20 protein-coding genes are annotated in these 20,248 nt (G+C 64.6%); 9 read left to right on the forward strand and 11 right to left on the reverse strand.

Annotated elements, in window-relative coordinates:
• Window positions 1-7: 7 nt before the first annotated feature.
• Window positions 8-304, reverse strand: a complete 297-nt coding sequence (rpsU, locus tag AC5V87_RS05700) for a 30S ribosomal protein S21 (protein WP_027545547.1) — start codon at window positions 302-304, stop codon at window positions 8-10.
• Window positions 305-565: 261 nt separating this feature from the next.
• Between rpsU and aqpZ the strand changes: the two genes are divergently transcribed.
• The gene (aqpZ, locus tag AC5V87_RS05705) at window positions 566-1,288 is read left to right on the forward strand and encodes an aquaporin Z (RefSeq protein ID WP_495370242.1); all 723 of its coding nucleotides are present in this window, start codon (window positions 566-568) and stop codon (window positions 1,286-1,288) included.
• Window positions 1,289-1,337: 49 nt separating this feature from the next.
• Here the strand turns inward: aqpZ and AC5V87_RS05710 are convergent, their stop codons facing one another.
• Window positions 1,338-2,444, reverse strand: a complete 1,107-nt coding sequence (locus AC5V87_RS05710; RefSeq protein ID WP_495370243.1) for a 5-(carboxyamino)imidazole ribonucleotide synthase — start codon at window positions 2,442-2,444, stop codon at window positions 1,338-1,340.
• The gene (gene purE / locus AC5V87_RS05715) at window positions 2,441-2,929 is read right to left on the reverse strand and encodes a 5-(carboxyamino)imidazole ribonucleotide mutase (protein ID WP_495370244.1); all 489 of its coding nucleotides are present in this window, start codon (window positions 2,927-2,929) and stop codon (window positions 2,441-2,443) included. The genes AC5V87_RS05710 and purE overlap by 4 nt, the downstream gene beginning before the upstream one ends.
• Before the next feature lie 141 nt (window positions 2,930-3,070).
• On the opposite strand from purE, the gene AC5V87_RS05720 reads away from it, so the two are divergent.
• A complete protein-coding gene (locus AC5V87_RS05720; protein ID WP_495370245.1) occupies window positions 3,071-3,787 on the forward strand; it encodes a GGDEF domain-containing protein in 717 nt (238 codons plus the stop codon).
• A gap of 2 nt (window positions 3,788-3,789) precedes the next feature.
• On the opposite strand, the gene AC5V87_RS05725 is transcribed toward AC5V87_RS05720, so the two are convergent.
• From AC5V87_RS05725 to AC5V87_RS05735, 3 genes are all read right to left on the reverse strand, one after another.
• A complete protein-coding gene (locus tag AC5V87_RS05725; protein ID WP_456840959.1) occupies window positions 3,790-4,041 on the reverse strand; it encodes a hypothetical protein in 252 nt (83 codons plus the stop codon).
• 22 nt (window positions 4,042-4,063) lie between these two features.
• On the reverse strand, window positions 4,064-4,282 hold the full coding sequence (locus AC5V87_RS05730) for a hypothetical protein (RefSeq protein ID WP_456843461.1): 219 nt from the start codon (window positions 4,280-4,282) through the stop codon (window positions 4,064-4,066).
• 140 nt (window positions 4,283-4,422) lie between these two features.
• The gene (locus AC5V87_RS05735; protein WP_456840958.1) at window positions 4,423-4,629 is read right to left on the reverse strand and encodes a YdcH family protein; all 207 of its coding nucleotides are present in this window, start codon (window positions 4,627-4,629) and stop codon (window positions 4,423-4,425) included.
• Between the two features lie 328 nt (window positions 4,630-4,957).
• Here AC5V87_RS05735 and AC5V87_RS05740 point away from each other — a divergent pair, with 328 nt between their 5' ends.
• Window positions 4,958-5,137 (forward strand): YdcH family protein, encoded by a 180-nt coding sequence (locus AC5V87_RS05740; RefSeq protein ID WP_025034152.1) that lies wholly within the window; start codon window positions 4,958-4,960, stop codon window positions 5,135-5,137.
• A gap of 114 nt (window positions 5,138-5,251) precedes the next feature.
• On the opposite strand, the gene AC5V87_RS05745 is transcribed toward AC5V87_RS05740, so the two are convergent.
• Window positions 5,252-6,355, reverse strand: coding sequence for an NAD(P)/FAD-dependent oxidoreductase (locus AC5V87_RS05745; protein ID WP_495370246.1), 1,104 nt, complete (start codon window positions 6,353-6,355; stop codon window positions 5,252-5,254).
• A gap of 203 nt (window positions 6,356-6,558) precedes the next feature.
• On the opposite strand from AC5V87_RS05745, the gene AC5V87_RS05750 reads away from it, so the two are divergent.
• The 5 genes from AC5V87_RS05750 to AC5V87_RS05770 all read left to right on the forward strand — a co-directional run bounded on the left by AC5V87_RS05750 (window position 6,559) and on the right by AC5V87_RS05770 (window position 13,810).
• Complete coding sequence (locus AC5V87_RS05750) at window positions 6,559-9,246, forward strand: sensor domain-containing protein (protein WP_495370247.1); 2,688 nt, start codon at window positions 6,559-6,561, stop codon at window positions 9,244-9,246.
• A 134-nt stretch (window positions 9,247-9,380) separates the two neighbouring features.
• A complete protein-coding gene (locus tag AC5V87_RS05755) occupies window positions 9,381-10,841 on the forward strand; it encodes a glycerol-3-phosphate dehydrogenase (protein WP_495370248.1) in 1,461 nt (486 codons plus the stop codon).
• A 74-nt stretch (window positions 10,842-10,915) separates the two neighbouring features.
• Window positions 10,916-12,082, forward strand: coding sequence for an ABC transporter ATP-binding protein (locus tag AC5V87_RS05760; RefSeq protein ID WP_495370249.1), 1,167 nt, complete (start codon window positions 10,916-10,918; stop codon window positions 12,080-12,082).
• Window positions 12,079-12,993: an ABC transporter permease gene (locus tag AC5V87_RS05765; RefSeq protein ID WP_495370250.1), complete on the forward strand. Its 915-nt coding sequence runs from the start codon at window positions 12,079-12,081 to the stop codon at window positions 12,991-12,993. Before AC5V87_RS05760 ends, AC5V87_RS05765 begins: the two co-directional genes overlap by 4 nt.
• Window positions 12,994-12,997: 4 nt before the next feature.
• The gene (locus AC5V87_RS05770; protein ID WP_456840952.1) at window positions 12,998-13,810 is read left to right on the forward strand and encodes an ABC transporter permease; all 813 of its coding nucleotides are present in this window, start codon (window positions 12,998-13,000) and stop codon (window positions 13,808-13,810) included.
• Window positions 13,811-13,923: 113 nt separating this feature from the next.
• Here AC5V87_RS05770 and AC5V87_RS05775 read toward each other — a convergent pair whose 3' ends face one another.
• The 4 genes from AC5V87_RS05775 to AC5V87_RS05790 all read right to left on the reverse strand — a co-directional run bounded on the left by AC5V87_RS05775 (window position 13,924) and on the right by AC5V87_RS05790 (window position 19,255).
• The gene (locus AC5V87_RS05775) at window positions 13,924-14,775 is read right to left on the reverse strand and encodes a carbohydrate ABC transporter permease (protein WP_018641536.1); all 852 of its coding nucleotides are present in this window, start codon (window positions 14,773-14,775) and stop codon (window positions 13,924-13,926) included.
• Entirely contained in the window at window positions 14,772-15,644 is an 873-nt protein-coding gene (locus AC5V87_RS05780; RefSeq protein WP_456840951.1) for a carbohydrate ABC transporter permease, read from the reverse strand. Before AC5V87_RS05780 ends, AC5V87_RS05775 begins: the two co-directional genes overlap by 4 nt.
• Window positions 15,645-15,738: 94 nt before the next feature.
• Window positions 15,739-17,124, reverse strand: a complete 1,386-nt coding sequence (locus tag AC5V87_RS05785; RefSeq protein WP_495370251.1) for an ABC transporter substrate-binding protein — start codon at window positions 17,122-17,124, stop codon at window positions 15,739-15,741.
• Window positions 17,125-17,332: 208 nt separating this feature from the next.
• Window positions 17,333-19,255: an AsmA family protein gene (locus tag AC5V87_RS05790; RefSeq protein ID WP_495371832.1), complete on the reverse strand. Its 1,923-nt coding sequence runs from the start codon at window positions 19,253-19,255 to the stop codon at window positions 17,333-17,335.
• Between the two features lie 271 nt (window positions 19,256-19,526).
• Between AC5V87_RS05790 and AC5V87_RS05795 the strand changes: the two genes are divergently transcribed.
• Entirely contained in the window at window positions 19,527-20,234 is a 708-nt protein-coding gene (locus AC5V87_RS05795) for a CoA transferase subunit A (protein WP_018317833.1), read from the forward strand.
• Window positions 20,235-20,248 lie beyond the last annotated feature (14 nt).

A 20,248-nucleotide genomic window follows, 5' to 3' on the forward strand; every position in this document is an offset into this window, starting at 1 on the left:
CGGCAAATCAGCGCGGTCCGCGCGGACCAGCACCCGGACCGCCACGGCCACCGCGCTCACCACCGGGACCGGCGCCGAACACCGGCTTCGGCTTCATCGGCAGCAGGCCTTCGCGCTGCAGCTTCTTGCGGGCCAGCTTGCGCGCACGGCGCACGGCTTCGGCCTTTTCGCGGGCCTTCTTCTCGGAGGGCTTCTCGTAATGACCGCGGAGCTTCATCTCGCGGAAAATCCCCTCGCGCTGCATCTTCTTCTTCAGCGCCTTGAGGGCTTGATCGACGTTGTTATCGCGAACGAGAACCTGCACGCGGCATCCTCTTCAGTGGATCGGATTTGAATTCTGGTAAGTCAAAGGGGATGGCAAAACGCGCAAGCCCTTAACCTGAGGGCGCGGATGTATCAGACAAAACCCCTGATGTCCACCGGGCAAGCGGGTTTTCGGGCCAAGTTCAGCCATTAAATGCGGCGAAAATGCCCCATGCGGTCCTAATTTGGGGTGATTTGGTGCCCAACACGGGCCGTTTTCCGGAAGTTGATCCGGAGATCTTGCAATCAGGGGAGACGCCACATGGATATGAAGAAATACGCCGCCGAGGCCATCGGCACATTCTGGCTCACATTCGCAGGCTGCGGCAGCGCGGTGATCGCGGCCGGCTTCCCCCAGGTCGGCATCGGCCTCGTCGGTGTTTCCCTGGCGTTCGGCTTGAGCGTCGTCACCATGGCCTATGCGATCGGCCACATCTCGGGCTGCCACCTCAATCCGGCCGTCACGGTCGGCCTTACCGCCGGTGGGCGCTTTCCGGCCGGCCAGATCCTGCCTTACGTCATCGCGCAGGTTTGCGGTGCGATCGTCGCCGCCGAGCTGCTTTATGTGATCGCAAGCGGAGCTCCCGGTTTCGACGTCACCAAGGGCTTTGCGGCCAACGGCTATGATGCGCATTCGCCCGGCCAGTACAGCATGATCGTTTGCTTCATCACCGAGGTGGTGATGACCATGATGTTCCTGTTCGTCATCATGGGCGCCACGCATGGGCGCGCGCCCGCGGGCTTTGCGCCGCTCGCGATCGGGCTTGCGCTGGTGATGATCCATCTCGTCAGCATCCCCGTCACCAACACTTCGGTGAACCCGGCGCGCAGCACGGGCCCGGCGCTGTTCGTCGGCGGCTGGGCGCTGGCGCAGCTCTGGCTGTTCTGGGTCGCACCGCTGATCGGCGGCGCGCTGGGCGGGGTGATCTATCGCTGGCTCAGCGAGGAGCCCACCGGCGTCGTCGCCGGCGTGAAGACGGCGTAGCGGAGAGGCGGGATCGCAGCCTCAAACAATAGTCGCGGCTGCGGTCCCGCTACTTGAATTTCGGCGGCCTGACTTCGGTGACATGGCCCATCTTGCGGCCGGGGCGCGGGGCGCCCTTGCCGTAGATATGTACGGTCGCGCCCGGCACGCTCAGCCACTTCTCGTAATCGTGGATCTCGTCGCCGATCAGATTGGTCATGGTAACGACCTCGCCGTGACGCACGGGCTTGCCGAGCGGCCAGCCTGCGATAGCGCGGATGTGCTGCTCGAATTGCGAGACCGAGGCGCCGTCGAGCGTCCAGTGCCCTGAATTGTGCACGCGCGGAGCGATCTCGTTGACCAGCACCTTCGGCCCGGTGCCGTTGGCGAGCACGAACATCTCCACTGCGAGCACGCCGACATAGTCGAGCGCGGTTGCGATCTTGCCGGCGATGCTGCGCGCTTCCTCGGCGAGCGCATCCGGGATCGGCGCAGGCGCGCGCGAAATCTTCAGGATGTGGTCGCGGTGCTCGTTCTCGGTGACGTCGAAGCATTCGACCTCGCCGGTGGCCGAGCGCGCGGCGATCACGGAGATCTCGCGCTCGTAGGGCACGAAGGCTTCCAGGATCGCCGATTTGGTGGCGAGGCTGGTCCACACCTTGGCGATGTCGTCGCCCTCGCGGATGATGGCCTGGCCCTTGCCGTCGTAGCCAAAGCGGCGGGTCTTCAGCACCGCGGGCAGGCCGATCCTCAGGATCGCCTCGCGCAGCGAGGAGACGGAGGTGACATCGGCATAGGCCGCAGTGCCGATGCCGAGCTTGGTCACGAAGTCCTTCTCGGCGAGCCGGTCCTGCGTGGTCTCGAGGATCTTGCGGTTCGGCAGCACCGGGCGGCGCGCGTCCAGCACCATTGCAGCCGCGGACGGCACGTTCTCGAATTCGTAGGTGATGACGTCGACGTCGCCCGCGAACAGCTCCAGCGCCTCGACGTCGGCATATTCGGCGCAGGTCGCGTTCAGCACGACGTCGAAGGCGGGCGAATCCGGATCGGGCGAGAACACCTGGCAGCGCAGGCCGAGCCGCGCGGCGGCCATGGCCAGCATCCGCCCCAATTGTCCGCCGCCGAGGATTCCGATGGTGTCGCCGGGCTTCAGCTTCACCTGCTTTGCGTCGGTCACGCCTGGTCCTCCGGGCGCTCGGCAACCGCCTCGGTCTGCGCCTTGCGCCAGGCGGCGAGGCGGTCCGACAGAGCCGGGTCGGACAATGCCAGCACGGAAGCGGCAAGAAGCGCCGCGTTGATGGCGCCGGCCTTGCCGATGGCGAGGGTGCCGACCGGAATGCCTGCGGGCATCTGCACGATCGAATAGAGCGAATCGATGCCCTTGAGCGTCCGGGATTCGACGGGAACGCCAAACACCGGCAGCTCAGTCAGCGCCGCGGCCATGCCGGGCAGGTGGGCCGCGCCGCCGGCGCCAGCGATGATGACCTTGTGGCCGGCCGCCTTGGCGCCCTTGGCGAAGGCAAACAGCCGGTCGGGGGTGCGGTGCGCCGAGACGATGCGGGTGTCGGCGGCAATCCCGAGCGCTGCGAGCGTGTCGGCGGAGTGCCGCATCGTCTCCCAGTCCGACTGGCTTCCCATGATGATGGCGATCGGCGCGGTCATGACGTCAATTGTGCTCGGAAAACAGAAAGATAGGCCAGATTAACGGTTCCGGCCGGCGGCTCGCAAGGCGGTGGCAAGGAGAAGGGAATGCACTATCCTGTCTTGGTGAATCCCCGCAAGCCTTCATTGAGCAGGATGCCCATGAAGAAACCAAAAAGGGCGCATGCTGCGAAGGCCAAAAGGGGCCGGAAGACCAGCGTCAGCCGATCCAAAGCCGCCCCCAGGCGTCCGGCCAAGCATTCTGCCGAGCCGGCGCGGCGCGGAGCGCCTGACGGCAGCGCCAGGGAGAACGCAAACGCCATCCGCGATCTCAGGGGCAGGCTGAAGGCGGCGTTGCTGCGGGTTGCGGAACTCGAAGCCGCTGCCGATACCGATTTCTTGCTCGAGATTCCGAACCGGCGCGGTTTCGAGCGCGAGCTGGCACGCGCTATCGCCTACATGAAGCGCTACCGCGCCAGCGGCGCGCTGATCGTGCTCGATGTCGACCGCCTCAAACCGATCAACGATTCCTTCGGCCATGCGGCCGGCGACGAGGTGCTCAAGGCGATCGCGGCCACGCTGACGCGGCAGGTCCGCGCCTCTGACGTGGTCGGCCGGCTTGGCGGCGACGAGTTCGCGCTGCTGCTCTGGAATCTCAGCGAGACCGATGCCAAGGCGAAAGCTGCGGCCCTCGAGCAGGCGATCGACGAATTGACGTTCAGCTTTCGCGGCCAGAGCGTGACCGCGGGCGCATCCGCGGGCGTCACGCTGCTCGGAGCGCACTCCGAGGCAGGCCGCGCCCTGGAGGAGGCAGACGCTGCCATGTATGTGCGCAAGGCACGCCGGCGGCACGAGCAGATCAGGCTCGTCAGCAGCTGACTCTACAGCGTCGAGAGATCTTCCGGCACGTTGCCGAATTTCCGCAGCAGCGTGGCGTCGCCGAATTCGCCGGTCATGGGATCGCCGCTTCGGCTGAACGCGACCGCGCCGATGTGGCCTGCAACATGCGACATGATCTCGGCGCGCCGCAACGCGGCCGTCGAGCTCTGGCATTCCTCCGCGGTGCCTGCGACCGGCGACCCATCGGCATCGATCAGAAAGGGCATTGCAACGTAGTAGGTCACGTCCGACATGGCGTTGCTCCGGGACTAGAAATCAGGCGGCGCTGCTGTTGCTCCGCATCTTGCTGCGTGAGGTCTCTGGAATGCAGCCGGCCGAAATCGCCGCCTGCAATTCCTCGAGCTCGGCTTCGAGATATTCGTTGGCCATGATCAGCGCCTTGATGGTGCTGCGCAGATTGCCGTCGCACATCGCGATCGCCTGATCGCAGGCCTGTTCATAGTGGCTGTTGTCGAGAAGAGCGGTTGCCGACATCTGCGTTGTCCTCATGTGGGCTCCTTGCGGAGCCCTCTGGCTTTCCTGGGGGCGTTGAGCTCTCGAATGTTCCTATTTTGTTCTTTTGGAGTCAAGCGGATTTGGAAGGCGCTGAAGCTGCCGCGAAACGCCGGCGCGGGTCAGGCGATGATGTCGGGCGTGATCTGGTCTTCGATGAACGCGATGCGGTCGCGCAGCAACAGCTTGCGCTTCTTCAACCGCTGCAACCGCAACAGGTCGGGGGCGGGCGATTGATGCAGTGCATCGATCGCCGCATCGAGATCTCGGTGTTCCTGCTGCAACCGGGTGAGCTCGGCTTCGAGCTCACGCTCGTCTTGATTGGTCATGTCTGCGGTGGCCGAAAACCGATGGGCTTGAGATTAAGGCTGTGGATGCCCTGTGGAAATTATCGTCCTTGCGCGGCGTGATCGCAAGCGATCTCGGGCCGCTGCTCACCGATCTCCCGCGAGATATTTCAGCGATTCGCGGCAGCGCTGCGCAAGCGCATTGATATCATGGATTTTTCCAGCGCGGTTCCTTACTCACGGTTCGTTACATATGAATTTTCAAAAATGAAGCTGCGACAACGGATACTTATCGACAGAACGAATCGGTGATGTAGAGTTGCGCGTCCGGATCGAATCCTGAGGTTCAACCCTACCGAGGAGGTTTCGAATGACAATTCAGGCACATCTTGTTGAATTGGAGCGGAAGCACAAACTTCTCGAAAACGAATTGCACGAAGCTCTCGTGCACCTTTCAACAGACGACCTGCAAATTGTTGAGTTGAAGCGCCGGAAGTTGATGGTCAAGGACCAGATCGAGCGTCTGAAGCAAGGCGACACGCTCCACTAGTAACCCCCATAACAGCGTAGAGTTGATAGCTCCCTTTCATGCAGGGATGAGCGCTGTTGCGCTCGTCCCTGCTGGAAGGTCTGCACCGCGCAAGCAGGGATGTTTGCGCGGCGCTTAGAGTCCTGCGAGCTCGGCGACGTGGTCGGCGATCGCGAGCGACGAGGTCAGTCCCGGCGATTCGATGCCGAACAGATTGATCAGGCCTTCGACGCCGTGATCGCGCGGACCCTGCATCAGGAAATCCTGCGTGGCCACCGCGGGCGGCACGATCTTCGGGCGAATGCCCGAATAGCTCGGCATCAGCGCGCCGTCGGGCAGCGTCGGCCAGTATTTGCGGATCGCCGGATAAAAGCGCTCGGCGCGTGACGGGTCGACCTCGTAGTTGATCGTCTCGATCCATTCGACATCGGGGCCGAAACGCGCTTGCCCTGCCATGTCCAGCGTCAGATGCACGCCTAGTCCGCCGGGTTCGGGCACCGGATAGATCAGGCGCGAGAACGGCGCCTTCGCGTTGCAGCTGAAATAGTTTCCCTTGGCGAGATAGGCCGGCGGAATCCGGTCGATAGGCATGCCGTCGATGTGGCGCGCCACGGCGGTTGCCGAGAGCCCCGCGGCATTGACGAGCAGGCTGCACTGCAAGGTCATCGGCGCTTCGCCGCCGGCGTCGATCGCGATCACGCCGCCGGCCGCCCTGGCGCGGATCAGCGGGGTGTGAAAGGCGAAGGCCGCGCCGGCTTCCTCCGCCTCGCCGCGCAGCGAGAGCATGTAGGCGTGGCTGTCGATGATGCCGGTCGAGGGAGAGAGCAGCGCGGCGTCGCAGGCCAAGGCCGGCTCCAGTGCGCGCGCGGCCTCGCCTGACAGCAGCTGCATGTCGAGCACGCCATTGGCCTCGGCATGCGCCTTGATCGATTGCAGCTTCTCGGACTCTTTCGGACTGGTCGCGACGATCAGCTTGCCGCAGTTCTTGTGCTGGATGCCGCGCTCGATACAGTAGCGGTAGAGCGCGTGCTTGCCGCTGACGCACATGCGCGCCATCCAGCTGCCGGCGCGGTAGTAGATGCCGGCATGGATGACCTCGCTGTTGCGCGAGGAGGTGACGGTGCCGATCGCCTCGGCCGCCTCCAGCACGATGACCTCGCGCCCGGCCTGGGCGAGCTTTCGAGCCACCGCGAGCCCGACCACGCCGGCTCCGATGACGACACAGTCGACCCTATCCATGGTTGTGCAGCATATCCGCTGGAAGCGTTGGTGGCATCGAACCCGGCTGCAACGGCGCGGGGCCGTTTTCCGTTAAGGAAGCATTTATCATGTCAGGGCAATTGCCGTACTTCACGTCACATTTTTTCTGTTGCGCGTACAGGCGTTTACCCGATCCAAACCCGCGAGGCCAGACAATCCGACGTTGAAATCGCGGGTGGCTGATGGCTGAGAAGAACTGGCATGTGGGCAGCACGCTTCCGATTGCTGTGCAGGCGGTGCTGTGCCTAGCCGGCGCGGTGGCGCCCGCGCGCGCCTCTGCCCTCTCGGACAGCTTCGCTCCTCCGAGCTATCTCGGCCAGCTCGATCCCAACGTGGTCTGGGAGGTCCTGATCGCGGGCATCGTGATCTGCGCGTTCCTCGCCGCCATTGTGCTGTGGATCCATTCCTCGCTGCGGCGGACCAGGCGCCTGCAGTTGCGGCGCAATGCCTTCGTCTCCTCCGCCATGAACAATCTCAACCAGGGCGTGGTGATGACCGATGCGCAGCGGCGCATCATCTTCTGCAACGACCGCTATCTCGAGATCTACGGCCTGACCCGGTCGGATCTCCGCGCCGGCATGACCGGCCACGACATCCTCGAGCTCAGGCGCAAGCGCGGGGTGCTCGGCGGCGTCTCCGACCAGGAGTTCTACGAAAAGGCGGCAAGCCCCAACGGCCTGGTCACCGAGCTGCCTGACGGCCGCGCCATCCTGGTCAAATATTTCGTCCTGCCGAACGGCGGGTCGGTGGCGACCCATCTCGACGTCAGCGAACAGCGCAAGCTGTCGCGGCAGCTCGCCTCGACCAAGCAGTTCCTGGAAACCGTGCTCGACAACGTGCCGGCCTGCGTCGCCGCCAAGAACATCGAGGACGGCCGCTACATCTTCGCCAACAGCGCCTATGAGCGATTCTGGGGCTTTTCGCGCGACCACGTCGTCGGCAAGAACGCGCGCGAGCTGTTCACGCCGGCCTCGGCCGCGCGCATCGAGGCGACCGACCGGACCGCGCTGCTGGCGCCGGACGGCCAGTATCGCAACGAGTTCGAGGTCGAGCGCGGCGGCGAGCGCCGCATGGTGGCCTCGATCCGGATCGTGGTCCGCAACGAGAGCAACAAGCCCGAATTCCTGATGCTGGTGTTCGAGGACATCACCGACCGCCGCTCGCTGTCGCAGGAGCTGGAGAGCACCAAGAAGTTCCTGGAGCTCGTGGTCGACAACATCCCGGTGGCGCTGATCGTCGAAGAGGTCAAGGACGGCCGCTATCTGCTCGCCAACCGCAGTGCGGAGACGATCCTCAACCGCAGGCGCGAGGAAGCTACCGGCCTGACCGCGTCCGACATCTTCAATGCCAAGGAAGCCAAGCTGATCATCGCGCGCGACGAGGCCGCGATCAAGAAGCGCGGCATGATCACCGAAGAGCATCCGATCTCCACCAAGGACGGCCTGCGGCTGTTCCTGACCCGCCGCGCCACCGTGCTCAGCGATGCCGGCGAGCCGCAATATCTGATCAAGACCCACGAAGACGTCACCGACCGCCGGCAGACCGAGTCGCGCATGGCGCACATGGCCTATCACGACGGCCTGACGGACCTGCCGAACCGCGCCGCCTTCCTCCAGGCGCTGACTCAGATGATCGAAGCCTGCGAAGGCACCGGCGAGGAGTTTGCCGTCCTCTGCGTCGATCTCGACGGCCTCAAGGAGGTCAACGACGTCTTCGGCCATGCGCTCGGCGACAAGCTCCTGATCGAGGTTGCCCGGCGGCTCCAGGACTCCGCGCGCGGCGGCGTGGTGGCACGCCTGTCCGGCGACGAGTTCGGCCTCATCATCGACGGCAAGCAGCCGGAAGCGGGTCTCGCGCTGGCGCGGCAGATCGGCGAGGCCGTCGCCCAGGAATTCCAGATCGACGGCCGGCCGGTCCGCGCCGGGGTCACCACGGGTATGTCGATCTTCCCGCACAATGGCGCTGACGCCGCTTCGCTGCTCGCCAACGCCGGTGCGGCGCTGTTCCGCGCCAAGCAGAAGTCGCGCGGCACGATCAGCCTCTACCAGCCGGAGATGGACCAGCAGATCCGTGACCGCCGCGTGCTGCACCAGGACCTGTCGATGGCGATCAAGAACGGCGAGCTCTCGCTCGCCTTCCAGCCGCAGGGTATCGCGCGTCACAGCGTCGCCGAAAGCGACATCATCGGCTTCGAAGCGCTGGCGCGCTGGCAGCATCCGGTGCGTGGCCAGGTCTCACCGGGCGAATTCATCCCGATCGCGGAGGAGAGCGGCCTGATCGTCGAGATGGGCGAGTGGATCCTGCGCGAGGCCTGCCGCGAGGCGGCGTCCTGGCCGAATCCGCTCCAGGTCGCGGTCAATTTGTCGCCGGCGCAGTTCATGCATGGCGACGTGGTCGGCCTCGTCCATTCGATCCTGATCGAGACCGGCCTTGCGCCGGGCCGGCTCGAGCTCGAAATCACCGAGGGCGTGCTGATCGAGGACTTTGACCGCGGCCTGGCGCTGCTGCGCCGGCTGAAGGCGCTCGGCGTGCGCATCTCCATGGACGATTTCGGCAGCGGCTATTCCTCCCTGAGCTACCTCCAGGCGTTCCCGTTCGACAAGATCAAGATCGACCGCGCCTTCATCATCAATCTCGGCCGCAATCCGCAATCAGCCGCGATCGTGCGCGCCGTGATCGATCTCGGCCACGGCCTCGAAATGTCGATCATCGCCGAGGGCGTCGAAACTGTCGAGCAGCTCGCCTTCCTTGCCAAGGAAGGCTGCGACGGCGTGCAGGGCTATCTGCTCGGCAAGCCGCTGCCGATCGGGAAATATGCCGGCCTCGTCGGCCGCGCCGAGGCCATGGAGCTTGCGCTCAAGACAGGCTAGAGGGTTCGAGCGAAGTGGCCGCCGGTTCGCGTCAAGAAAACGCGTAAAAAGCAAAAATCTAGAGCCCCGTTCCGATTTCATCGGAACGGAAATGGCTCTACTGATGGTGAGCTTCGCTCCCACTCGACGGCTTCATGGCGGATTACGACCTTGCGATCATCGGCGGCGGCCTGAATGGTGTCAGCCTCGCCCGCGATGCGGCCGGGCGCGGCCTGCGGGTCATCCTGCTGGAGCAGGGCGATCTCGGTGGCGCGGCCTCGTCGGCGACGCCGCGGCTCATTCACGGCGATCTGTCGGTGCTGGAGCGCGGCGGGTTCTGGCGGGTGCGCCGGGCGCTCGCCGAGCGCCGGACCTGGCTTCGGATTGCGCCGCATCTGGTCCGGCCGATGCGTTTCGTCATTCCCGCCCATTCCGAGGAGCGGCCGCCCTGGCTGCTGCGCGCCGGCCTATATGTTTATGACGGCCTGACGAAGCGAGGCGGCCTGCCGCCGTCAGTGACCCTCGACATCACGCATCATCCGGTCGGCAACGCGCTGAAGCGCCCGTTCGGCATGGCGTTCGAATATTCGGACTGCGTCGTCGACGATTCCCGCCTGGTGGTGCTCGCGGCGCTGGACGCAGCCGAACGCGGCGCTGCGGTCCGTACAGGCGCGCGCTGCGTGCGCGCCGACAGGACCGACAGCTGGCGGCTTGCGGTGGTCGATCGCGGCCATCGCCGCACCATCACGTCGCGTGCGCTCGCCAACACCACCGGCGCCTGGACCTCGCTGGTCGCGGACACCGTGCTGCGCCAGCCGCAGCCTGCGATGGCGGCGACGCAAATGAGCCAGATCATCGTGCCCCGGCTGTTCGAGTCCGACAACGTCTACGTCTTCCAGAACAGCGATGGACGGCTGATCTTCGCACAGCCGTTCGAGCGCGACTTCACGCTGATCGGCACGGTCACGCATGACTTCACCGGCGATCCCGCCATCGTTGCGATGCCGGGCGCCGATGTCAGCTATCTCTGCGAGGCGGCGAGCCGCTATTTCCGCGAGCGCGTCGGCCCGACCGACGTGGTCCGGACGGTCTCCGGCGTCAACCTGACGCTGGCGTCCGCACGAGGGCGCGACGGGACGACGCTGTTTCACGCACGTCGGCGCAAGGCGCCGCTGATCACTATGTTCGGCGGCGACGTCACCACCTCGCGCCTGCGCGCCGAGCGCGCGGTGACGCGGCTGACGCCGTTCTATCCGATGTCGCGGCCCTGGACGGCGGGTTCACCGCTGCCCGGCGGCGATTTCGCCTGGGATCGTTTCGACACCGAGGTCGATCTCGCGCGCGACCGCTGGCGGTTCCTTTCGGAGCCGGAGGCCCGGCGGTTGGTTGCGGCCTATGGCTCGCGGCTGCCGGCAGTACTCGGCGAAGCGAAGAACCGCGACGAACTCGGCCCCGCGTTCGGACCCGAGTTGACCGGCGCGGAGGTGCGCTATTTGATCGCCCACGAATGGGCGCGCTTTCCGGAGGACATCCTGTGGCGCCGTTCCAAGCTCGGCCTGACCATGCCTCAGGCGGACCGCGATGCGCTGGCGGCGTTCATGGCGAATGTGATGTGAGGGATCCGCCCCGAACCGGTTGAGCAAAGGCCAATCGGCCGCTAGCGTGCGCGGAATCGGGGTTGGCAGGGATCATGACGGACGAGTTACCCAGAACGAATGCCGCGGCGGCGGGCGGAGATGCGCTTCCAGCGGCGGGCCAGCCGTTGCTGCGCATCGAGGGCATCGTCAAGACCTTTGGAACGTTCCGGGCCGTGGACGGCGTCTCGCTGGAGATCAAAGCGGGCGAATTCTTCGCGCTGCTTGGACCGAGCGGCTGCGGCAAGACCACGCTGCTGCGCATGCTCGCCGGCTTCGAGGCGCCGGACGAGGGGCGCATTTTGCTCGGCGGCAAGGACATCGCGCAGGCGCTGCCGCATGAGCGTCCGATCAACATGATGTTCCAGAATTACGCGCTGTTCCCGCACCTCTCGGTGCGCGACAACATCGCCTTCGGCCTGAAACGCGCCGGCATGGCGCGCGCCGAGATAGCGAGGCGCGTGGGGGAAATGGTCGCGCTGGTGAAGCTCGAAGGCCTGGAGACGCGCAAGCCTGACCAGCTCTCGGGCGGCCAGCGCCAGCGTGTCGCGCTGGCGCGTGCGCTGGCGCGCCGACCGCAGCTCCTGCTGCTCGACGAGCCGCTCGCAGCGCTTGACAAGAAGCTGCGCGAGAGCACGCAAGGCGAGCTGATGGATTTGCAGCGCCGGCTCGGCATGACCTTCATCATCGTCACCCACGACCAGGAAGAAGCCATGACGATGGCGAGCCGGATCGGCGTGATGAAATCCGGCAAGCTTGCCCAGGTCGCGCGTCCCCGCGAGCTCTACGAGGCGCCGCGCTCGCGCTGGATCGCGGAGTTCGTCGGCGACATCAATCTGTTCGACGGAGAGACCAAATTGCGCGACGGCCATCGTCTGGTGATCGGCACGCGTGACGCAGGTGCGCTGGTGGTGGCCGAGCCGCGCGAACAGGTCGGCGCGGGAAAATTCTCGGTCGCCGTCCGCCCTGAAAAGGTCAAGCTGTCGCGGCGTGCGCCCGTGAGCGAGGCCGGTCGCGAAACCGCGATCAATGCCCTCGACGGCGTGATCGCCGACGTCTGCTATCTCGGCGGCACCACCACATACAAGGTGAAGCTCGACACGGGCGGGACGATAGAGGCCTCTGTCGCCAACAGCGCGCGCCTCGATGTCGACGCCTTCAGCTTGAACCAGCATGTCATTGCCTGGTTCACGCCTGATGATTGCGTGGTGCTGCCGTCATGAGCACCCGCCGCATCTTCGCAAGGCCCGCGCGCTTCGCCGCCATCGCGCCCTATGTCTGGATGGTGCTGTTCTTCCTGGTGCCGTTCGCCTTCGTGCTGAAGATCGGCCTGTCGCAGACCGCGATCGCGCAGCCGCCTTACGAGCCGGTGTTCGACCTGACGGCGGGATGGGAGGCGCTGAAGACGGGCCTTGCCGGGCTGTCGATCGACAATTTCAGGCTGATCGGCTCCGACGACATCTACGTCTTCGCCTATGTCCGCAGCCTCACCGTCGCCGTCACGGCGACCGCGCTGTTGCTGCTGATCGGCTATCCCATCGCCTACGGCATGGCGCGCTTGCCGAAGCGCTGGCAGGCGGTGGCGATGGTTCTGGTGATCGTGCCGTTCTGGACCTCGTTCCTGATCCGCATCTATGCCTGGATCAACATCCTCCAGCATGACGGCCTGCTCAACCAGATCCTGCTCGCGCTGCATCTGGTCAGCCAGCCCGTGGTCTGGCTCTCGACCGACAGCGCGATGTACATCGGCATCGTCTATTCCTACCTGCCATTCATGATCCTGCCGCTCTACGCCACGCTCGCCAAGATGGAGCCGGTGCTGGAGGAGGCGGCCTCCGATCTCGGCGCGCCGCCCTGGCAGGTGTTCTGGCTCGTCATCTTCCCGCTGTCGCTGCCCGGTATAGGCGCGGGCGTGCTGCTGTGCTTCATTCCGATCGTCGGCGAGTTCGTCATTCCTGATCTCCTGGCCGGCTCCAATTCGCTGATGATTGGCCAGACCCTGTGGCTCGAATTCTTCACCAACAAGGACTGGCCGGTCGCCTCCGCCGCGGCGATCGTGCTGCTCGTCGTGCTGCTGCTGCCGCTGCTGCTCTACGAACGGCTGCAGAAGCGGCAGCTGGAGCAGGGGCGCTGAGGCGATGCGCAAGGTCTCCCGCCTGTCCCGCTTCAACGTCGTCTCGCTCGCACTCGGGCTGGCGTTCCTTTATTTGCCCATCCTGATCCTCGTCATCTACTCCTTCAACGCCTCGCGGCTGGTGACGGTGTGGGGCGGCTGGTCGCTGCGCTGGTACCGCGAGTTCTTCAATGACCGCGCCATGATCGAGGCGGCCTGGATGAGCCTTCGGGTCGCGGTCGCCTCGGCCACCATCGCTACGCTGCTCGGCACGCTCGCCGCCGTCGCGCTGTCGCGCGGCGAGGGGTTCCGCGGCCGCACGCTGTTCTCCGGCATGCTCTATGCGCCGCTGGTGATGCCGGAGGTGATCACGGGACTGTCGCTGCTGCTGCTGTTCGTGGCGCTGAACGCCGAGCGCGGCTTCTGGACGGTGACGATCGCCCACACCACGCTCACGATGTGCTTCGTCGCGGTGGTGGTGCAGTCCCGCCTCGGCTCGCTCGACCGCTCGCTTGAGGAGGCGGCGATGGACCTCGGCTGCAACCCGGTCCGCGCCTTCGCGTCCGTCACCCTGCCGCTGATCGCGCCCGCGGTCGTCGCGGGCTGGATGCTGGCCTTCACGCTGTCGCTCGACGATCTCGTGATCGCGAGCTTTACCACCGGCCCGGGCTCGGCGACGCTGCCGATCCGGATCTATTCGGAGGTGCGGCTCGGCGTGAAGCCCGAGATCAATGCGATCTGCACGCTGGTGATCGCGTTGATTGCGCTCGTCATCGTGATCGCCTCGCTCGCTTCGAAACTGTCGAGCTCGCAGGGCGAGAGCGCGGCGCCGCTGTAGGAGAAAGCGTCATCCCGGGCGATGCGGAGCATCGAACCCGGAATCTCGAGATTCTCAGGTGCGCAATTGCGCACCATAGTTCGCGCTACGCGCGCCCCGGAATGACAGCCTGTTTACGATTTCACCGCACCTGCGGTAAGCCCGCCCACCATGTAGCGGCGGAAGGCGTAATAGACCGCGGCCGGCGGCAGCGCGTAGATGAAGCCGGTGGTCATCAGCAGCTCCCAGGGCGAGTCGTCGGCGGCGAGGAAGTTGCCGAGCGCCACGGGCAGCGTGATCTCGCGGTCGTTCGACAGCAGTAGGAACGCGTAGAGATACTCGTTCCAGGCCAGCAGCACCGCATAGGTGCCGATCGCGACCAGCGAGGGCATCATCAGCGGGAGGTACACCAGACGGAATATCTGCAGCGTGGTCGCGCCGTCCATCACTGCGGCTTCATCCAGCTCGACCGGCAGCTTGTCGGAGGCCTGCTTGAGCACCCAGATCGCATAGGGGCTGGCGATCGTCACCATGGCGAGGATCAGCGACCAGTGATTGTTGAGCAGGCCGTAATTGCCCATGGTGCGATACATCGGCACGGCGAGGAACGCGGCGGGGATGAAATAGGTGAACAGCGCGAGGTTCAGCACCATGCGCCCCCCCGGCACCTTCAGCCGCGAGATCGAGAACGCCGCGGCCGTTGCGATGAACAGCGTCAGCACGCCGACCGCCGCTGCAATCAGCGTCGAGTTCCAGAACTGCACGTAGAAGTCGCGCAGGAAGTAATGCTGCTGCTTGAACACGATCTCGAAGTTGTGCAGCGTCGGGTGATCCGGCCACAGCTTGCCCGAGAACGCGTCCTCCTTCGGCGAGATCGCGAACAGGAACATGTGATAGATCGGGATCATCGTCCACAGGAAGACGGGAATGCCGATCAGCAGCAGCCGCGCTTCCGTCGCGACGTCACGGAGAGAGGGAAGCTTCATCGCGACAACCGTTTCATCATGAAATACACGAGCGGCAGGACGAACGGCATCGCGCAGACGATGGAGGCCATCGCCAGCGAGAGCTGGTCGAGCCGGAGATAGCGGATACCCAGCGTCGACAGCACATGCGTGAGGTCGGCCGGACCACCGCCGGTGAGCAGGTAGACGCTGTTGAAGTCGCCGAGCGTCCAGATCATCGAGAGCAGCGTGCAGGTGACGTAGAGCGTCTGCATCGACGGCCAGGTGATGTAGCGGAATTTTTGCCACCAGCTCGCGCCGTCGACCTCGGCGGCCTCGAACAGGTCGTGCGAGATCGCAAGGCGTCCGGTGATCAGGATCAGCGTCCAGAACGGCAGCGACTTCCAGATGTGAACGCCGATCGCCATGCTGAGCGCCACGGTCGGATCGTTCAGCCAGTTCGGGCCGTCATCGCCGGTGAAGGCGAAGATGAGGTGGTTGACCATGCCCCATTCGGGATTGAGCATGAAGCGCACCGACAGAATGGTCGGGATCGACGGCACCGCCCAGGGCAGGATGAAGATCACCGAGAGCCATTTGATCCAGGTGCGCTGCATGGCAAAGAAGCCGGACAGGAACAGCGCGATCAGCATCTTGATGTTGATGCCGATGACCAGGAAGACCAGCGTGTTGACTGCGGCACGCGCGAAGATCGGATCGTTGTACAGCGCGACATAGTTCGCCGGAGCGCGCGCCAGCCAAAGCCCGTAGCAGACGGGATAAACGACAAAAGCGAGGAAAACCAGCAGATATGGCGCGAGCAGGATGATGCCCCAGACCTGCGCCGGGGTCAGCCGCGACGACAGGGGTGGGCCGGGGAGGGCCTGATCGCCAGAGAGCGTGATCGCCATTCTTTCGGACTCTTTAAAGAGAAGCCGGCCGCAAAACGCGGCCGGTGTTGCTGTTGCACCTCTCCCCGCAAGAACGGGGAGAGGGAAGGATACATTAACCCGCGACCTGCTTGATGCGGGCGATCAGCTCGTCGACGGCCTTGTCGACCGGAACCTTCTCGCTGACGACCCGGTTCATCGCCTTGGCCCAGACGTTCTCGTTGTTCAGAATCGTGAACTTCCAATTCTTGGTGAAGTCGAACGCCGCGGTGCCGCCCTTGAACTGGGCGTAGACGGCCTTGCGGTGCTTGTCAGCCTGCCAGAACGGGCTTTCCTGGCTTTCCTTGGTGACCGGGAACCAGCGGCCGAGCGCGCCCTCGATGTAGGGACGGACGTTCTCTTCCTGGAGCAGGAAGCTGATGAACTGCTTGGCCTCAGGCTTGTTCTTTGCCGCAGTGAAGATCAGTCCGGTCTTGACGTCGGAGCGGTAGCGGATGGTCGAGCCATCCGGCGCCTTCGGGAAGGACGCCGTGATGATGTCCTGCTCATAGGCCTTCTTGCCGGCGTCGCGCTGCTCCTGGGTCAAGGCCTGGTTCTGCGAATCCTCGAACCACTTCGCCGCGATCGAGATCGTGAAGTTATGGGTCATCACGATGGTCTTGTTGTGGAAGGCGACGTTGTTGTCCGGGTCCTTCCAGGTGGTCGAGGAGGGCGGGGTGCAACCCTTGATGTAGGTGTCGGTGTAGTCCTTCATCGCCTTGATCAGGTTCTCGCGCACCTGGGGATCGTCGACGAGCAGCTTGCCGTCGTCATCGACCAGCTTGACGTGGTAGGCGTCCATGAAGGTGTAGAATGACTGGAAGGCGTCGGTCGATTCCACGCCCATCGGCTGGCCGACGGCGTAGATGCGCTGGCCCGTGGCCTTGCGGATCGCCGGCTGCACCTTGTCGCACCAGAACGTCCAATAGCCCGACCAGTCGTTCGGGATGTCCGAGAGCTTGAAGCCGGCCTTCTCCAGCATGTCGTTCCAGATCTGGACGTGCATGCTCTGCTGCTTCAGCGGGAAGCCGTAATAGGCCTTCTTCTTGGTAACGTCGTTGTAGAGGATCGAGGCGTCCAGCGTGTTCTGCACGAACCGGTCCTTGATCGGCTCCATGACGTCGGTGAGGTCCTCGAGCTTGCCCTCATAGGCCCACTTGCCCTGCGCCTGCACATCATAGGAATCGGAATAGGCGACATCGGGCACGGTGCCGGCATCGAGCGCGGCGACCGTCTTGGGAATCATGTCCTGGATCGCGTATTGCGACAATTCGACCTTGATGCCGGTCTTGGCTTCGAATTTCTTGATTGTCTCGATCAGCGCGTCGTCTTCGGAGCGGTAGAAGCCCTTGCCCCACCAGACCGTAATCGTCTTCTGCTGCGCAAAGGCAGGTGCAGTGACGGCAAACAGCCCAGCCGCAGCAACCGCCAGTGACACTGCGCCAATAACCTTGGATCTCACGTTTTTCTCCCTCAAACGGCCGGAGTTTTTAACCGGACGTATAAAACACTAGCGCATGGCGCTGAGCCGATCTAGCGGCATCTTGTCAGACCTAGGTCGTGGGGGCAGCGGGCTCGACGAGATGCTTAATGCGTGCATCGATCCAATCGCCGCATCAATTCGGCCGGATCAATTCGCAGCGGATCGGCCAATGCCGGCCGATCCGTGCTCAATTGGATTTCGCGTTCTCTTTCGTGTTCTCGGCCGTCGGCGAGTCCGACGGCGCGGGGCGCTTGACGCCGGTGATCTTCTCGATGACCGAGCGTACCGTGTCGCCGCTTTTGTCGTCCTTGCCCTTGAGCAGCGGTGCGGCAAACGGCGAGCGGCGGATCAGGACTTCCGAATCGGGGAGGATCAGAGGATCGTCCCAGGGGCCCTGCACCACGAAGGGCAATTGAAAGCCCGACGCCGTGTTGAGGCTCGCGACGCCCTTCATGTCGTATTCGCGCGCCGGCACCGACGCGGTGCCGGTCAGCGTGATCTTCGCCGAAGGTCCCTCGATGCGGATGTCCTCGGCGGTCGCAACACCGTCGGCGAATTTCAGCGCGATGGTGAGGTTGTCGTAAGGCGTCGAGCCGTTGCGGAAATTGCCGCCGCCCGACAGCGGCCGCCGCTCCAGCCGCTTCAGAAGCTGCTCGGCGTTGATGCCGGCGATTGCACCACCGTGCCCGGTCACGGTGGCGGTGCCGTCGAGCGACTGCACGAGGCCGAACGGGCTGGAGCCGGAGGCGACGAGGGAGACGTTGATGTTGCCGCGGCCGGACAGCTTGTTGAGTCCGAACAACTCGGAGGCACAGGCCTGGAGGTCGACATCGGTGAACTGGAATTGCGCCTTGACGTCGGCGACGGTGTCGGAGCGCGCGATCCCGAACGAGCCCTTGGCGATGCCGCCATAGACCTGGGCCTCGCCCACCGAAAGCGCCAACGTGCCGTTGCGCAAATTGGCTCCGATCGCGGTGCGGCCGAGCTTCGATGCGCCGACCGTCAGCCTGGCTGCCGACAGACGCATGTCGAGGTCGGTGGTCGAGAGGCCGTTGAGATCGAACAGCTGCCTGTTCCAGTCGCGCGCGCCGCTCGCGAGCAGGCGGAAGGTGGAAATATAGGGCGTGAAGTCGAGCGCGTCGGCGGCGAGCGTCGCCTGAAGCGTCTGCCGTCCGTTGTTGGCGTAGGTCATGACGCCCTCGGCGGTGTTGCCGTCGAGCTCGACATTGACGTTGGTGAGCGCGATCGATGGGCCGACGACATTGGCGCGCGCCTTCAGCGCGAAGCGGCCGAAGCCGCCGCTGCCAGGCTGCGGCTGGCCGGTCCAGCGCAGCGCATTGCGCAAGGACGGGCTGTCGATGGTGAGCGTGCCCTCCATCATCGCGCTGGTGCGGTTGGCGACGCTGCCATCGAAGGCGAGCTTGAGCGGAGCGCTGGCGATCCGCGCCTTCAGGCCCGAGCGGTCGCCGGAGAGGGCGGCGACGAAATCGGAAAAGCTGATCGAGCCGTCGACGCGCTCGCCGCGCCAGTCGAACTGTCCGGTCGCGGCGAAGGAGCGCGAGATCGAGGGCCAAGCCAGCGACAGGTCGATGTCCTCGAGCTTCTCGGTGGCGTGCGTGGCGGCATCCTCGTAATTCAGCACGCCGTCCTGGATCCGGATCTCCGAGAACGAGATCTGGTTGTCGGCGCCCGGCTTCATGGTGCGCGCGATGGTCTGGATGAACGGCGTCCAGTTGCTCTCGCCGTCCGGCTTCAGGCTGACATGGATGCGCGGCCGCAGCAGCGCCAGGTCGGCGATTTCGAACCGCTGCAGCAGCAGCGGCAGCAGCCGCAGATTGGCAGTGAGCACGTCGACATGGAGCGCGGGATCGGTCGTGCCGCCGCCCTTCAGGCCGACGTCATGGAAGGAGATGTAGCTCGCCGGCAGCACCGAGATGTCGATATTGCCCGCGACATTGAGCTCGAGCCCAGTGACGTCGCGGATCTGCGCCTCCACGGCCTTGCGCAGCGCGTCGCGGTTGATCAGCCATGAGGTCGCGATCAGGGTGATCAGCGCGATGCCGAGCAGCGCCGCGATCGGCGTCCCGAGGCGCTTCATTCCTTGGGCCATGGTCAATGGCATGTCCTGGTCGGGTTGGTCGTTGGAGCCGGAAGGGCGGGTCGGGAAACCTGCGTGCCCACGCCCAACCCCCGCAACTTGATGGGTTTTCTTGTCGCTTTCAAGGCCGCGGGCGGGTCTGCCCACGGTGTGGGCAGCTTCTACCACCGGTGACCGGAACGGAGAACCCCGTATCATTGACGGCTTCGGAGGATTTCGCCTAATAATCGCCGCCAATAAGGCGCGACGCCTGCCAGCCCAAGGTTCAGTCGAAGGTTTTTGCATGAACAAGGTCTATCCCGACGCCAAGTCGGCTCTTTCTGGCATTCTCAAAGACAACATGATGATCATGTCGGGCGGCTTCGGCCTCTGCGGCATCGCCGAGGAGCTGTCGGACGCGATCCGCGAGTCCGGCGTCAAGGGCCTGACGGTGGTCTCCAACAATGCCGGCGTCGACGGCATCGGCCTTTCCCGCCTGCTCGAAACCCGCCAGATCAAGAAGATGATCTCGTCCTATGTCGGCGAGAACAAGCTGTTCGCCCAGCAATTCCTCGCCGGCGAGCTGGAACTCGAATTCAACCCGCAGGGCACGCTCGCCGAGCGCATCCGCGCCGGCGGCGCCGGCATCCCGGCCTTCTATACCAAGACCGGCGTCGGCACGCTGATCGCCGAAGGCAAGGAAGTGAAGGAGTTCGACGGCGAGAAATATCTGATGGAGCGCGGCCTGTTCGCCGACCTCGCCATCGTGCACGCCTGGAAGGGCGACACCGCCGGCAACCTCATTTACCGCAAGACCGCGCGCAACTTTAACCCGATGATGGCGACCGCCGCGAAGATCACCGTGGCCGAGGTCGAGCATCTGGTTCCGGCCGGTGAACTCAATCCCGACCACATCCACACGCCCGGTATCTTCGTGAAGCGCATCGTCGAGGTCGGCACGGCCAAGAAGCGCATCGAATTCCGCAACACCCGCCCGCGTACCGCCGCCTAAGCGCAGGAGACTCA

Source organism: Bradyrhizobium sp. SOJA106, assembly GCF_059448745.1.